This window comes from Rhodococcus pseudokoreensis (genome assembly GCF_017068395.1).
In the GTDB taxonomy this organism is placed as follows: Bacteria; Actinomycetota; Actinomycetes; order Mycobacteriales; family Mycobacteriaceae; genus Rhodococcus_F; species Rhodococcus_F pseudokoreensis.
The window spans coordinates 192039-205825 of the sequence record NZ_CP070619.1 but is presented as its reverse complement, the minus strand read 5'-3'; the positions used below and the strand labels follow the sequence as shown (position 1 = coordinate 205825).

Genomic DNA, 13787 nt, shown 5'->3' with positions numbered 1-13787 from the left:
TGGGCTGTGTGCCGTTTCAGTGTTGATGGGCCGCAGTGGCGACCGCCGACCAGTGTACGCGACGGGGCACCCGGTTATCGAACCCGGCGGATTGTGAGGTGGGCGACTATACGGCGCTGAACAACCGGCTCAGTTCGGTGAGCCAGGGGACGGCGACGGCGATGGTCGGCACCACGAGGATGGCCACGGACGCCGCGTAGGCGGCGAGCGCGACCCGCGTGCCCTGTTCCGTGGACGCCAGGCGCTGCACCCGCAGCAGGGTGCTGGGACCGCCGGCGGCCATGGCGCCCTTCGGGGCGATCGACCCCGAGCAGGCGACGAGGGCGCGGGCCAGTGCGGTGGGCCCGGTGGCGCGGACGGCGGAGTCGTCGGCGAGCATCTCGACCAGTAACTGGACCGATCCCAGCGCGGACTTGCTGCGCACCACGGTGGGGAAGGCGGCGTTGACGGCGGTGAAGGCCTCGAGGACGAGGTCGTGCCGGGCCCGCAGGTGGGACCGCTCGTGGGTGAGGATCGCGGTGATCTCGGCGTCGTCGAGATTGGTGAACGTGCCCTGGCTCAGCACGACCCGCTGCCGCAGCCCGGGCAGGCAGTAGGCGATGGGCTCGGTGACGTCGAGGACCCGCAGGTCGGGGGTGCGGGCGAGGGGGGACGTCGAGTCGCAGCGGTCGAGGAGATCGACGAGCATGCGGTGCCGGGCGCGCCGGCGCCGGGTTCGGACACCGACCTGCACGATCGCGAAGATCAGTTTGGCCCCGACGAGGAGGGTGAGCGCGAACACCACCACGTACAGCAGCCACAGGGGCAGGCCGAGGGCGTCGATCTCGGCGACCGGTGCGGTGGTGGGGCGGCCGTCCGGTCCGGGGACGAGGAGCTGGCTGGCGATCGCGAGTCCCGAACTGAACGCGGACAGGACCGCGGCGAGGGCGATCGCCTGCCACAGCACGAGTGCTGCTCGGGGGGCGTGATGCGGCCATCGGGCTCGACTCAGCAGCGCAGGGACAGGCCCTGCGAGAAGAAGTGCGAGTACTCCGAAGACCAGCGCGGTGGTGGCGTCCATGTCCTACTCATCATGCATGACGAACGTCAGCCGGCGCGAACGGTTCCCGACTGATTGTCTCCTGTGGTGCGTTCCTTGGCCTCGAGCGCGGCGAGGGCCTCGCGGAGCGCGTCGGCCTCGTCGGCGCCGACCTGGCCGACGAAGTGCACGAGTGCGGCGGCGCGGCTGCCGGACTTGTCGGCCTGCTGCAGGGCGTCCACCATGAGGCTCGCGACGAGTTCCTCACGCTGGTGCACCGGCAGGTACCGGTGGGCGCGGTCGTCGCGCTGCTGGATGACGAGGTGCTTCTTCGCCAGCCGCTGGAGCACTGTCATGACAGTGGTGTACGCGAGTTCACGGCGTGCCGCCAGTGCCTCGTGCACCTGCCGTACCGTCTGCGGTTCCGAAGTGGACCACAGGTGATCCATCACTGCGCGTTCGAGTTCGCCGAGTCCAGCCATAAACCGATTCTACGGATACGACGACGCAGATACGTACTACTGGTAGTAGTAAAACTGCGTCACGGCGTGTGGTATTGGCCATAGTCCGAACGGGTGGATACGGTCGGGTTTGGCTAGCGGCCGACCCGCCGGGCAAGCTTTCGTTCTCGACATCGCGGAGAGTGGGGACCTGGCGGATGAAGACCGACGACAGCGCGGCAACCGGACACGGTACGGCAGCGAGGGTCAGGGGTCAGACGGGGCGGGCCGCGGAACGGGTCTGGGGCGGGGTCCGGGGCGCGCCGGTCAGCATCGCGCTGCTGGTTGCCATCTGGATCCTGGCGATCGCCACGTCCAGTGTGATCAGCGGGCCCTCCCACGATCTGTCCCAGCACGTCGCGATCGGGATCCGGGCGTTCCAGAACGGCTGGGTGTGGACGCTGCTCACCGCCGGGCTGTGGGGCGACGACGTCCTGGCGTACCTGTCGACGACCGTGCTGCTCCTGGTGGTGGCCGCACCGCTGGAACGCCGGATGGGGTCGGCGCGGTTCACCCTGGCCGCGGTCGCCACCCAGGTGCTCGGCGGGTTGCTGGCGCTGTCGGTGGCCGCGGTCGCGAAGGTCGTCGACGCGAACTGGGGGTTCCGGCTGCACGTGGGGATGGCCGTCGGCCCGAGCACCTGGATCGTCGGCGCCGCGATGGTGGCCAGTTCCAACATGGGCACGCTGTGGCGGCGGCGGATCCGGGTCGGCGTCCTCGTGTTCACGATCACCCTGGCGCTGTTCAGTGGTTCGCTGCAGGACGTGGTCCGGCTGGCCGCGGCCGTGGTGGGGTTGGTGATCGGCCGCTGGATCGTGGGCCGCTCCGCGCGCGGCGAGCGGATCGCGGGCACCCAGCGGGAGGGCCGGGTGCTCGTCGCGATCGTGGTGGCGGCCAGCGCGATCGGACCGATGATCGCCGCGCTGTCCGCGGAGGCGGTCGGGCCGCTCGCCGTGCTGCGCGACCTGTTCCGCGGGGTGCCGTACACGGCGGGCGAGGTCCGCGACCTGTGCGAGGTGTCGGCGGCGGACCCCGAATGCCGGCGCGGGCTGCTCGAACTGCGCCTGTCCGGGGTCGGGCCGACCCTGCTGAGTCTGATGCCGTCCCTCTTCCTGCTCACCCTCAGCGACGGCCTCCGACGGGGCCGTCGCTTCGCGTGGGTGGCGTCGGTGATCGCCCAGGTGATCCTGCTGGTGCTGTCGCTGCTGAACTTCGCGGTCCGGTTCGTCGACTCCCTCGACGAGGACTCCCTGTTCTACGGTCTCGCCGACCCGAACCTGTACCGGACGCTGGTGCCGTTCCTGACCCCGCTGGCGATCCTGATCGTGCTGCTCGCGACGCGGCGCTTCTTCGACGTCTCCGCCCCGGCCGGGACGTACCGGCGGCTGTCGGGTGTCCTGGTGGCGGTCGCCGCCGGGCTCGCCGTCCTCTACGTCCTGGGCGGATTGTGGGCGCGGCACGGGTTCGATCCCCGGCCGGGAATGACGACGTTGCTGGCCGACTTCCCGGAGCGGCTGATCCCGCCCGTCTACCTGCAGTGGCTCGATCCGCGGCTGCTGCCGGAGAGCATCCCCGCGACGCTGCTGTACGAGTGGACCGGGGTGGTGTTCTGGGTCGCCCTCTGCGCGCTGGTCGCGGCGACGTTCCTCAGCCCCGCCATCGGCTCGGACTCGAAGTCCACCGAACGCGCCCGTGCGCTCTTGAAGTCGGGGAGCGGGAGCCCGCTGTCCTGGATGACGACGTGGCGCGGCAACAACTACTGGTTCTCCGCCGACGGCACCAGCTACGTCGCGTACCGGGTCATCGCCGGTGTGGCGCTGACCACCGGCGACCCGGTCGGCCCACCGGACCGGTTGCGGGACACCGTCGAACACTTCGCCGAGTTCGCCGCCGCCAACGGCTGGATCCCGTGCTTCTATTCGGTGACCGGTGAGGTCCGCGACATCACCGACGCCCTCGGCTGGAGCGGGATCCAGGTGGCGGAGGAGACCGTGCTGGATCTGGGGCAGATCGCGTTCACCGGCAAACGGTTCCAGGACGTCCGCACCGCCCTGAACAAGGCGAAGAAATCGGGGATCACCGCCGAATGGGTCAGCTTCCCCAGCGCCCCCCGGGCGATCACCGACCAGATCACCGCGATCTCCGAGGAATGGGTGGCCGACAAGGGCATGCCCGAAATGGGTTTCACACTCGGCGGACTCGACGAGGTCGACGACCCGGAGGTGCGCTGCCTCATCGCCGTCGACGAGGACCGCACCGTCCACGGCATCACGTCCTGGCTGCCGGTGTACCAGGACGGGCGGGTGGTCGGCTGGACCCTCGATTTCATGCGGCGGCGGGCGGAAGGGTTCCGGCCGGCGATGGAGTTCCTCATCGCGTCCGCGGCGCTGAAACTGGAGGAGGAGGGCGCGCAGTTCCTGAGCCTGTCGGGCGCCCCGCTCGCGAAGGTCGAGCAACCGGACGGCGACGCCGACGAGCGGGAACGGTCGGAGTCGTCGAGCCTGTCGGCGGTGATGGACAGCGTGCTCGATCTGCTCGGCCGCACCCTGGAACCGGTGTACGGGTTCCGGTCGCTGCTGGCGTTCAAGTCGAAGTTCCAGCCCCGGTACGTGGCCATGCACATGACGTTCGCCGACCCGGCCGCGCTCCCCAGCATCGGCAACGCCGTCGGAAGGGCGTACCTGCCGACGGTGTCGCTGGGACAGAGTTACCGGCTGGTGCGGACGATGATCGGCGGGCGGCGCTGACGGCCGCTACTTCGCGTCCGGTCCGCCGATCGCGCCGTACACGTGGCGGGTGCCGATCGGCACCACCAGCGGGCGGTCGGACACGGGGTCGGCGATGACCGCGGCCTCCAGGCCGAACACCTCGAGCAGCAGTTCGGCGGAGATGATGTCCTTCGGCGCGCCGGACGCGACGATGGTGCCGTCCCGCATGACGATCAGCTGGTCGCTGTAGCGGATCGCGAGGTTCAGGTCGTGCAGCACCATCACCACGGTGCGGCCCAGTTCCTCGTGCATCCGGTCCACCAGGTCGAGGACCTCGACGGAATGCGCCAGGTCCAGGTAGGTGGTGGGCTCGTCGAGCAGCAGGATGTCGGTTCCCTGCGCGAGGGCCATCGAGATCCACGCCCGCTGACGCTGACCGCCGGACAGCTGGTCGACGGGGCGGTCCGCGAGGTCGGACACCCCGGTCAGGGCGAGCGCCTCGGCGACCTCGCCCTCGTCGTCGGACGACCACTGCCGCAGCCACGACTGGTGCGGGTGCCTGCCGCGGGCCACCAGGTCGGCGACGGTGAGCCCCTCGGGGGCCACCGGCGCCTGCGGGAGCATGCCGAGGGTGCGGGCGACGTCCTTGGTGCGCATCGACCCGATGGCCTTGCCGTCGAGCAGCACGGAACCGTTGCGCGGCTTCAGGAGTCGTCCCAGCGCGCGCAGCAGGGTGGACTTGCCGCAGCCGTTCGGCCCGATCACGGTGGTGATCACCCCGGTCCGCACCTCGAGGTTCAGGTGGTCGACGATGACCCGGTCGCCGTACCCGAGGCTCAGGTTGTCGGCGATCAGTCGAGAGTCAGTCTGCACGGTCATGCGGAGACCTTCCGATTGTTGCGAACCAGCAGATACAGCAGGAACGGGCCACCGAGTGCCGAGGTGACGATCCCCACCGGCAGTTCGACGGGCAGGATGGTGCGGGCGACGACGTCGCTGCCCACCACGAGCACGGCGCCGGTCAGCGCCGACGCGATCAGCGGCGGACCGGCGGACCGCACCAGCCGCAGCGCCACCTGCGGTGCGGCGAGCGCGACGAACCCGACCGGGCCTGCCGCGGCGGTGGCGATGCCGGCGAGGGCGACGGACATGAGCAGCAGCCGGGCCTGCGACCACTGCAGCCGCACTCCCAGCGACACCGCGTTGTCGTCGCCGAGGCGCAGGGCGCCCATCGTGAACGAGGAGATCACCGCGTATCCGCCGACGAGGACGACGGCGATCGTGACGGGCCACACCTGACTCCAGGAGGCACCGTTGAGGGACCCGTTGAGCCACACCTGCGCCCGCGACGCGTCGTTGATGTCCGCCGAGATCAGCAGCCACCCGGTGACCGCGATGAGCATGGCGTTGACACCGATGCCGATCAGGATCAGCCGGTACCCCTCCACCCCGCCGCGCCACGCGAGCAGGTAGATGACCAGGGCGGTGAGGAGTCCGCCGACCAGGGCGGCCAGCGGGATCCCCAGGGTGGCGAGGATGCCGACGAAGCTGCCGCCGCCACCGAGGACGATCAGCGCGACCGCGGCGGCACTGGCACCGGACGTGATGCCGAGGATGTCCGGGCTGGCGAGGGCGTTGCGGGCGATCGACTGGGTGATGGCGCCGGCCAGGCCGAGGGCCATGCCGATGAACACCCCGGTCAGCGACCGCGGCAGCCGGAGGTCCATGACGATGAAGTTCTGGGCCTTCGTGCCGCCGCCGAACAGCACCCGCGTGACCTCGGGGATCGACAGCGGGTAGTCGCCGCGGCCGATGTTGAGGCACAGCACCAGGAACAGGGCCGCCAGCAGGGCGACGTTGACGGCGATGCCGAGGGGGCGCAGGACCAGGGAGACCGGTCCGAGGCGGAACGCGGGGCGTGCCGGTACCCGGGCCGTCGGGGCGGCGCCGAGGTCAGGGCGCACGTCGTCTCGAGTGCTCACAGGCTTGCCAACTTTCTGCGCCGAACCAACGCGATGAAGAACGGTGCCCCGAACACGGCGAGCACGATTCCCACCTGCAGCTCACCCGGCCGGACCACGACCCGTCCGATGACGTCGGCGGTGACGAGCATGACGCCGCCGAGGAGTCCGGCGTAGGGGACCAGCCACCGGTAGTCGGGGCCGGTGATGGCCCGCGCGACGTGGGGGACGACGAGGCCGATGAACGCGATCGGACCACATGCCGCGGTGGCCGCACCGGTGAGGAGGGTGATCGCGACGATGCCGAGCGCACGGCTGGCCGCGATGTTGGTGCCCAGCGACCGGGCCACGTCCTCGCCGAGACTGAGGACGTTCAGGCCGGGGGTGCTGACGAGGGCGAGGATCAGTCCGAGGACCAGGAACGGCAGCACCTGCCACAGCACGTCGAAGCCGCGGCCGGCCACCGACCCGACCACCCAGAACCGGTAGGAGTCGAGGCTGGACTGGTCGACGATGATGATGGCGTTGGTCATCGCCTGCAGGAAGAACGCGACGGCGGCGCCGGCCAGCGCCAGGCTCAGTGGGCTCGCCGCCCCGTTGCCGATCGACGACAGCCCGAACACGATCACGCTCGCCGCGAAGGATCCGGCGAACGCGAACCACAGGTATTCGCTGGGGGCGCTGAATCCGAACAGGTACATCGACAGCACGACGAGGAACGCGGCGCCGGCGTTGAGGCCGAGGAGTCCGGCGTCGGCGAGCGGGTTGCGGGTGTGCCCCTGGATGAGGGCGCCCGCCACACCGAGCGCCATTCCGACGACCAGGCCCAGCACGGTGCGCGGGCCGCGGAGTGTGCGCACGATGATGTCGGTCTGCGAGCCGTCCGGGTCGAACAGTGCGTGGAAGATCTCCGCGAACGACAGCGGCCGCGCCCCGACCGCGACGCTGGCGAGCAGGACCAGCCCGAGCAGGATCACGAGGACACCCAGCCCGATCAGCCGGCGACGCCGGATCGCAGCGACGCTGACGTCTTTCTCACGGACGGCGAATCCCTCGTCGGTGGCGGTGCTTTCCCGGACGACCTCGGTGCCGGTGCGCCGGAACGCCCGCTGCAGCGATCGTTTCGGGCCGATCGCGTCGCCGGTGTGGATGTCGCGGGTGACGAGGCCGACCCAGCCCTTGCCCGAACTCTGCCCGGTGTTGCCTTCGCGGAACCCGCGGTTCCACAGGGCGAGTCCCAGCGCGATCGCGACGGCCGCGCCGCCGAACACGACGCGGTCGGCTTCCCCGCCGCCGTTGTCGTCGCGGAGGGAGTCGACGATGTACCACCCGAGAACGAGAGGGATGGCCACTATCCCGATGTCGAGCAGTCCCGCGAGTGCCCGGAGGTACAGCGGGGCGGGACCGCGCGGAACGTCGCGCTTTCCGTAGGGCTCGTCGGTCGGCAGGTGCGGGATGTCGCTGCCGAACTGTCTCGTCGTCGTCACTGGCGGGGGAAGCTCCTGACGTGTGTGCTGTGCACGGGATCTGCACTGATTCAACTACTTAGGTTACGGAACCCTATCCCCGTTGCCACATCCGGCGGGGCGTCCCGGGCGTCGCGGTTCGCGGGGGTGCCTCACATCACATGATGTCAAGTCTTGATATTTGGTTAGGCTCACCTATGTTTGGTGGTGTTCCATCCCGACCGATTGGAGTGCACGGTGACTTCGACCCTGTCCGCCCCCGCGACCGCACTGGACGTGTCCTGCACACGACTTCGCGCACTGAACGCCGAATATCCGCGCATGTACGCGGTCGCGACGATGGCAGACGAGGGTAAACGCAGGTGGTGGTCGCTCGCCGACGACCTCGACGGCGACCGGGTGCCCCGGATGTGGGCGCGTTCGCTCGAGGACGTACCCGATCCGGACGTCGCCGCCATGCAGGTTGCGACGGCACTGATCCACGCGGTCGTCGGGCGGGTCGCCGCCCTCGTCGTGCTGGAGGGCCGGGCCTGGGATCCGGGTCTCGAGAACCTGTGGATCCACATGGACAGCGACGAGGGAATCGACTGGGCGGGCGTCGTCGACGACACCATGCGCGTGCTGCCGGACGATTCCCACGCCGGTGCGCCCCGGACGGTCACCGTGCCGTGCGAGCGGGCGCTACTGCTCTGGACCGTGCACCGCAGTCTCACGTCCCTGCACGCGGTGTTCGACGCCATCGCCCGGCTGACGCCGATCGACGCGTCCCGATTCTGGGGGCTCGTGGGGGAGTCCGTGCTCGGCGCCGCGACGTACGTGCCGATCCTCGCCGGTGGCGGCGAGGCCGCCGCGCAGCGCCGCGGTCAGGGCATCCTGGACGCCTTCGTGGCCGCCGGGGTGCCGGTTCGCTCGAAGAGCCGGATCACGCGCCCGCACTGCGGTCGGCTGGCGCAGGCACGGAAGCGCTTGCTTAATTAGGGAAGCCTTGCCTATACTCATGGCAGACGTCGAGCCGAAACGCCGACGCCGAGAACCGAACTACCGGACCGCGCAGGAGTCCTGAGGGCTGCAGTGACTCCCAGGTCCATCCCACGGCGGGCCTCACGCTGAACAAGCGTGAGGCCCGCCGATTCGTTTGCCCCACCTGATTGTCCCGCCGCCCGTCCCGTCGTGTAGGCAGGAGTTCGGGTGCGCCGCGAGAGCGCACAGCGATCCGATGGAGAGTGCGATGGTGGATTCCGGGCAGCAGCAGGCATCGAACGGCGACGGGCACGGCGACACCGCCGCGCTGGCCGATCAACTGGGCAAGGGATTCGACGCCCTCATCGGACTCGAATACCTCGAACTCGGCCCCGACCGCGTGCGAGCACAGTGGACGGTCACCCCCGACCTGCAGCAGCCCGCCGGCATCCAGCACGGCGGCGTGTACTGCTCGGTCATCGAATCGGTCGCCAGCACGGCAGGCACGGTCTGGCTCGGCGGCCGCGGCCACGTCGTCGGCGTCAACAACAACACCGACTTCCTCCGCGCCACGCGGGAAGGAATGCTGACCGCCGAGGCCAGCCCCGTCCACCGCGGCCGCACCCAGCAGTTGTGGGAGGTCCGGATCACCGACGAGCAGGATCGACTCGTCTCCAAGGGGCAGGTCCGGCTCGCGAACATCACCGACACCGGGCGCCTCGGCAACTGACACACCCCGGACACGGCGGAGGGGACGGACCCGATGGTCCGTCCCCTCCGCCGTGTCCAACTCAGGTGGATGACCGTGTCACCCGGCGGCTTTGCGCTTCTCGCCGCCGGACGATTTCTCCGCGGTCTCCTTCTCCCGTTCGTGCCGCTCCAACTGCTCCATCGCGTTGCGGGCGAACACCCACTGCTCGGTGGACGCCATCTGCGCGCGTCCGCGACCGAGGAACGTCACCGTCCACGACAGCAGCGTCGACAGCCGGCTGCGGAACCCGACCAGGTACATCAGGTGGATCGCCAGCCACGCCACCCAGCCGATGAATCCGCTGATCTCGAGCTTGCCGACCTGCGCCACCGCGCTGAACCGCGAGATGGTGGCCATGCTGCCCTTGTCGAAGTACTTGAACGGCGGGCGGTTCTCCGGCTTCTGCCCGCTCAGACCGGCCTTGATCTGATGGGCCGCGTATTTGCCGCCCTGCATCGCGACCTGCGCCAGACCCGGCAGCTTGTCCAGCGACATCATGTCGCCGATCACGAACACGTCGGGATGCCCGGGCACCGACAGGTCCGGGTTGACCAGGACGCGTCCGGCGCGGTCGATCTCGGCGTCGGACTGGTCCGCGATCTGCTTGCCCAGCGGGCTCGCCTGCACACCGGCCGACCACACCTTGCACTGCGACTCGATCCGGCGCTGCGTGCCGTCCTTGTCCTTGACGGCGAGGCCGTCGACGTCGACGTCGACGACCATTGCGCCGAGCTGGATCTCGATTCCGAGCTTCTCCAGCTGCTGGCGGGCCTTGCGGCTCAGCTTGCCGCCGTAGACGGGCAGGACGTCGTCCGCGCCGTCCAGCAGGATCACCCGGGCCTCGCGGGGATCGATGTTGCGGAACGCCCCCGACAGGGTGCGCCGCGACAGTTCCGCGATCTGGCCGGCGAGCTCGACACCGGTCGGGCCTGCGCCGACGACGACGAACGTCAGGAGCCGGGCCCGTTCGGCGGGATCGCTCGACAATTCGGCCTGCTCGAACGCGCCGAGGATCCGGCCGCGCAACTCCAGTGCGTCGTCGATCGTCTTCATCCCGGGCGCGAACTCGGAGAAGTGATCGTTGCCGAAGTACGACTGGCCCGCGCCTGCGGCGACGATCAGGCTGTCGTAGGGGGTGACGGTGGTCCGGTCCAGGAACCGGGAGGTGATCGTCTTCGCCTCGAGATCGATCTTCTCGACATCGCCGAGCAGCACCTGCGTGTTCTTCTGCTTCCTCAGCACGAGCCGGGTGGCGGGGGCGATGTCGCCGACGGAGAGGATGCCGGTCGCCACCTGGTACAGCAACGGCTGGAACAGGTGGTGAGTGGTGCGCGCGATCATGGTGATGTCGACATCGGCGTTCTTCAGCGCCTGTGTGCCGAACAACCCACCGAAGCCGGATCCAATGACCACGACGCGATGGCGGCGTGACTCAACCGACTGGATACTCATTCCGTGCTCCTCGAAAAATAGGCGACTCCTGTCACGGTAGTCGCCTTGTCCCCGAGCGTCTCAGTAAGGCTTGCTTCCCTGCGCCCGCGTCCGGAATCGATCCAGAAACGGGGTTCCCCGCCCGTACGCGAAGGCGGGCAGCCCCTCCGTGAGGGACTGCCCGCCTGCCGGTGCGTACGCGGCTATTCCGCCCGGCCGATCCGCTTCCTCCCGGTGGGGGTCCCGGTCGAGTCCGGCGGGATGAAATCCGATTTGATCGAAAACACGAACAGAGCCGTCACCCCGACCACGACGACAAGAATGGTGAGGACTACGACCACGTAGCCGAAACCGACACCAATTGCTGTCAAGTCCATCAGACTTACCTCCTCAGTCGCTGCTCACGCTACTGCGGAGGGTAGCCGCTGTCGCCGCGTCGGCGGGGAGAAACGACCGTCGCCGGCGTTCTTCGCGCCGTCACGTCAGGTGATCGAACTCCCCGGTCACCCAGGCGCAGTGCCGGGTCGCCGAATACGCGAGCGCCTCCCGGCCGTCGTGGTCGATGACGTTGTCGAAGTTGCCGATGATGCGGTCGAACTCGAGGTGTGACAACTGGTCCGCGATGCGCCGCACCACCGCCGCGGACAGCGGCAGCCGGTTGGGGTACGACCGGAGGAACGACACGGTGCGGCGGTCCGGGTTGGGGAACACGCCGTCGCCGGTGAGCAGCACACCCCGGCCGTCACCGCCGTCGCGCCAGTGCGCGACGGCACTGCCAGGGAAGTGCCCGCCGATCTGGTGCAGGGTCAGCCCCGGCGCCACTTCGTGTGTGCCGGACCAGAACACGATCGGCCCGTCGGACCGTGCGAGCCAGGAGCGGTCCGCGTCCGCCACCAGGATGGGCACGTCACCGAGCGCCTTCGACCACTGCGTCTGGACACCGAACATGTGCGGGTGACTGCCCGCGACGGCGATGACGGGGCCGTGCGCGGCGACGGCGTCGACGGCCGCGGCGTCGACGAATCCGATCGGATCCCACAGCAACGACCCGGCGGGCGTGCTGATCACCAGGGACTGCTGACCGATCGCGGTCTTCGGGTCCACGTACAGGCCGTGCAGTCCCGGCTCGACCTCGTGTTTGACGGCGCGGTACCCCGCGCCGGCCAGCGCCTCGACGGTGGTCCACTCCTGCCCGCCGAGCGGAATGTACTGGCGTTCGTCGGCGCAGATCGCGCACTCGTCGGGGAGCGGGGTGTTCGGGTCCTGTTCGACGCCGCACGTGGCACAGAGATGAAATAACACCCCTCGATGATGCATGCTCATGGCACGCCGAGGAGCCGCAATCCGGCAGCCGTCGCGGCAGCGGACAGGACGATGACGACGAAAGGCGCCTTCCGCCAGGCGAGTAGGCCCGCGACGACGACTCCGGTGGGACGCGCCACTCCGGCGAGGTCGTGGCCCTCGGTGAGTGCCGCGGTGCCCACCAGCGCCGTGAGCAGGATCACGGCCGCCGACGCCATGGTCCGCTCCATCCAGGGCCGGGTCGCGATCCGTGGCCGCAGCGCCGGTCCGGCGAACCGGAACGCGAACGTGCCCGCCGCGAGCACCCCCACCGACCCGATCAGCACGAGCTGCCCGGTCACCGCAGCACCGCCCGCCGCACACCCGCGAGCAGACCCACCAGCGCCGCGAGCACCGGAAGCCCGGCGGGCAGGACCGGTGTGGCCGCCAGGGCGACGACGGCGCCGATCAGGGCAGGCGCCCGCACGTCCCGATCACGCAGCGCCGGCAGCACCAGGGCCAGCAGCACCGCCGGGAACATCGCGTCCAGACCCAGCGCAGCGGGGTCGCCGATCGTATTGCCCGCCACCGCGCCGAGCAGGGCCCCGAGCGGCCAGCACACCGCGATCCCCACACCACACGCCCAGTACGCGGCGCGCCTGCGGTCCGGGTCCGTCTCCCCGAGCGCGAACACCACCGACTCGTCGTTCATCAGGTGACTGCCCACGACGCGCCGCGGCCCTCGCCCGAGCACGTCGCCGACCGCCAGACCGAACGGCAGGTGCCGCGCGTTCACCAGCAGTCCGGTGACCGCCGCCGCGATCGGGCTGCCGCCTGCCGCGACGATCCCGACGAACAGGAACTCCGCGGAACCGGCGAGGACCAGCACCGACAGTGCGACGGGCAGCCACGTCTCGAGTCCCGAGCCCACCGCGATCGCGCCGTACGACATGCCGACCAGTCCGTCGGCCAGGCACACGAGTGCGATGTTCCGGAGGAGCCGCGAACCGAGTGTTCGCTTCATCGAACGCATGACTTATATACTGAACACGTGGTGAGTCGTTCGTCAAGTCGAACGTGACGACCGAAATAATGAACAGGCTCGGGAAGGGAACCATGGACGGGCAATCCCCGCTGGGATACATCGGACCCTCGCTGCGCCGCGAACGCGAACGGTCGGGCATGTCCCTGACCGAGGTTGCCCGTCGCGCCGGCGTTGCGAAATCCACTCTGTCCCAACTGGAATCAGGGGGCGGCAACCCGAGCGTCGAAACCCTGTGGGCCCTCTGCGTCGCGCTGGACGTGCCGATGTCGCAACTCCTCGATCCGCCCCGCCCGCGCGTCCAGGTCATCCGGGCCGACGAGGGGCCGGAACTGACGTCCGACCGGGCCGACTACCGCGCCACCCTCGTCGCGTCCTGCCCGCCGTCCGCGCGCCGCGACCTCTACCGCCTCGCCGTCGAACCCGGCCCCGCCCGCGAATCCGAACCGCACATGCCCGGTGTGGTCGAACACGTCATCCTCAGCGCCGGGCGCGCACTCGTCGGCCTGGCGGGCGCCCCCGTCGAACTCGGACCCGGCGACTACATCGCCTACCCGGGCGATGTGGCACACGTGTTCGAGGCGCTGGAGCCGGGAACCCGCGCCGTGCTGGTGTCCGAGCACAACTGACGGCACCTCCGAAAACTTTCTCGTGCACAGTGTCGATTCG

14 protein-coding genes are annotated in these 13787 nt (G+C 69.7%); 4 read left to right on the top strand and 10 right to left on the bottom strand.

All coding sequences use genetic code 11. The features are described from left to right. Nucleotides 1–106: 106 nt before the first annotated feature. Together JWS13_RS06290 and JWS13_RS06285 are read right to left on the bottom strand one after the other, a co-directional pair. Nucleotides 107–1060 carry a M56 family metallopeptidase gene (locus tag JWS13_RS06290; protein ID WP_206005003.1) on the bottom strand — a complete coding sequence of 318 codons (954 nt, stop codon included), beginning with the start codon at nucleotides 1058–1060 and terminating at the stop codon, nucleotides 107–109. A 26-nt stretch (nucleotides 1061–1086) separates the two neighbouring features. Beyond that, the gene (locus tag JWS13_RS06285) at nucleotides 1087–1500 is read right to left on the bottom strand and encodes a BlaI/MecI/CopY family transcriptional regulator (RefSeq protein WP_015890703.1); all 414 of its coding nucleotides are present in this window, start codon (nucleotides 1498–1500) and stop codon (nucleotides 1087–1089) included. A 176-nt stretch (nucleotides 1501–1676) separates the two neighbouring features. Here JWS13_RS06285 and JWS13_RS06280 point away from each other — a divergent pair, with 176 nt between their 5' ends. Beyond that, nucleotides 1677–4265 carry a rhomboid family intramembrane serine protease gene (locus tag JWS13_RS06280; RefSeq protein ID WP_206005002.1) on the top strand — a complete coding sequence of 863 codons (2589 nt, stop codon included), beginning with the start codon at nucleotides 1677–1679 and terminating at the stop codon, nucleotides 4263–4265. Nucleotides 4266–4271: 6 nt separating this feature from the next. Here JWS13_RS06280 and JWS13_RS06275 read toward each other — a convergent pair whose 3' ends face one another. The 3 genes from JWS13_RS06275 to JWS13_RS06265 are packed head-to-tail and all read right to left on the bottom strand — an operon-like array spanning nucleotide 4272 to nucleotide 7674. Then, entirely contained in the window at nucleotides 4272–5105 is an 834-nt protein-coding gene (locus tag JWS13_RS06275; RefSeq protein ID WP_206005001.1) for an ABC transporter ATP-binding protein, read from the bottom strand. Further along, nucleotides 5102–6208 carry a FecCD family ABC transporter permease gene (locus JWS13_RS06270; protein WP_206005000.1) on the bottom strand — a complete coding sequence of 369 codons (1107 nt, stop codon included), beginning with the start codon at nucleotides 6206–6208 and terminating at the stop codon, nucleotides 5102–5104. The genes JWS13_RS06275 and JWS13_RS06270 overlap by 4 nt, the downstream gene beginning before the upstream one ends. Further along, complete coding sequence (locus JWS13_RS06265; RefSeq protein WP_206004999.1) at nucleotides 6205–7674, bottom strand: FecCD family ABC transporter permease; 1470 nt, start codon at nucleotides 7672–7674, stop codon at nucleotides 6205–6207. Before JWS13_RS06265 ends, JWS13_RS06270 begins: the two co-directional genes overlap by 4 nt. Before the next feature lie 183 nt (nucleotides 7675–7857). Between JWS13_RS06265 and JWS13_RS06260 the strand changes: the two genes are divergently transcribed. Beyond that, on the top strand, nucleotides 7858–8631 hold the full coding sequence (locus JWS13_RS06260) for a hypothetical protein (protein ID WP_206004998.1): 774 nt from the start codon (nucleotides 7858–7860) through the stop codon (nucleotides 8629–8631). Nucleotides 8632–8881: 250 nt separating this feature from the next. Then, the gene (locus JWS13_RS06255) at nucleotides 8882–9343 is read left to right on the top strand and encodes a PaaI family thioesterase (RefSeq protein WP_206004997.1); all 462 of its coding nucleotides are present in this window, start codon (nucleotides 8882–8884) and stop codon (nucleotides 9341–9343) included. Between the two features lie 78 nt (nucleotides 9344–9421). Here JWS13_RS06255 and JWS13_RS06250 read toward each other — a convergent pair whose 3' ends face one another. From JWS13_RS06250 to JWS13_RS06230, 5 genes are all read right to left on the bottom strand, one after another. After that, the gene (locus tag JWS13_RS06250; RefSeq protein ID WP_206004996.1) at nucleotides 9422–10816 is read right to left on the bottom strand and encodes an NAD(P)/FAD-dependent oxidoreductase; all 1395 of its coding nucleotides are present in this window, start codon (nucleotides 10814–10816) and stop codon (nucleotides 9422–9424) included. Between the two features lie 182 nt (nucleotides 10817–10998). Continuing rightward, the gene (locus tag JWS13_RS06245; protein ID WP_087561306.1) at nucleotides 10999–11172 is read right to left on the bottom strand and encodes an adenylate cyclase; all 174 of its coding nucleotides are present in this window, start codon (nucleotides 11170–11172) and stop codon (nucleotides 10999–11001) included. Between the two features lie 100 nt (nucleotides 11173–11272). Next, nucleotides 11273–12097, bottom strand: a complete 825-nt coding sequence (locus JWS13_RS06240; protein WP_206004995.1) for an MBL fold metallo-hydrolase — start codon at nucleotides 12095–12097, stop codon at nucleotides 11273–11275. 17 nt (nucleotides 12098–12114) lie between these two features. After that, nucleotides 12115–12438 (bottom strand): AzlD domain-containing protein, encoded by a 324-nt coding sequence (locus tag JWS13_RS06235; RefSeq protein WP_206004994.1) that lies wholly within the window; start codon nucleotides 12436–12438, stop codon nucleotides 12115–12117. After that, nucleotides 12435–13109 (bottom strand): AzlC family ABC transporter permease, encoded by a 675-nt coding sequence (locus JWS13_RS06230; RefSeq protein WP_206004993.1) that lies wholly within the window; start codon nucleotides 13107–13109, stop codon nucleotides 12435–12437. Before JWS13_RS06230 ends, JWS13_RS06235 begins: the two co-directional genes overlap by 4 nt. An 83-nt stretch (nucleotides 13110–13192) precedes the next feature. On the opposite strand from JWS13_RS06230, the gene JWS13_RS06225 reads away from it, so the two are divergent. Further along, entirely contained in the window at nucleotides 13193–13747 is a 555-nt protein-coding gene (locus JWS13_RS06225; protein WP_206004992.1) for a helix-turn-helix domain-containing protein, read from the top strand. Nucleotides 13748–13787: the final 40 nt, after the last annotated feature.

Bases quoted from the DNA above. Each gene is read 5' to 3' on its own strand.
- JWS13_RS06225 (WP_206004992.1), top strand. From the start codon at position 13,193: ATGGACGGGCAATCCCCGCTGGGATACATCGGACCCTCGCTGCGCCGC.
- JWS13_RS06285 (WP_015890703.1), bottom strand. From the start codon at position 1,500: ATGGCTGGACTCGGCGAACTCGAACGCGCAGTGATGGATCACCTGTGG.
- JWS13_RS06255 (WP_206004997.1), top strand. From the start codon at position 8,882: ATGGTGGATTCCGGGCAGCAGCAGGCATCGAACGGCGACGGGCACGGC.
- JWS13_RS06275 (WP_206005001.1), bottom strand. From the start codon at position 5,105: ATGACCGTGCAGACTGACTCTCGACTGATCGCCGACAACCTGAGCCTC.
- JWS13_RS06250 (WP_206004996.1), bottom strand. From the start codon at position 10,816: ATGAGTATCCAGTCGGTTGAGTCACGCCGCCATCGCGTCGTGGTCATT.
- JWS13_RS06290 (WP_206005003.1), bottom strand. From the start codon at position 1,060: ATGGACGCCACCACCGCGCTGGTCTTCGGAGTACTCGCACTTCTTCTC.
- JWS13_RS06280 (WP_206005002.1), top strand. From the start codon at position 1,677: ATGAAGACCGACGACAGCGCGGCAACCGGACACGGTACGGCAGCGAGG.
- JWS13_RS06230 (WP_206004993.1), bottom strand. From the start codon at position 13,109: ATGCGTTCGATGAAGCGAACACTCGGTTCGCGGCTCCTCCGGAACATC.
- JWS13_RS06245 (WP_087561306.1), bottom strand. From the start codon at position 11,172: ATGGACTTGACAGCAATTGGTGTCGGTTTCGGCTACGTGGTCGTAGTC.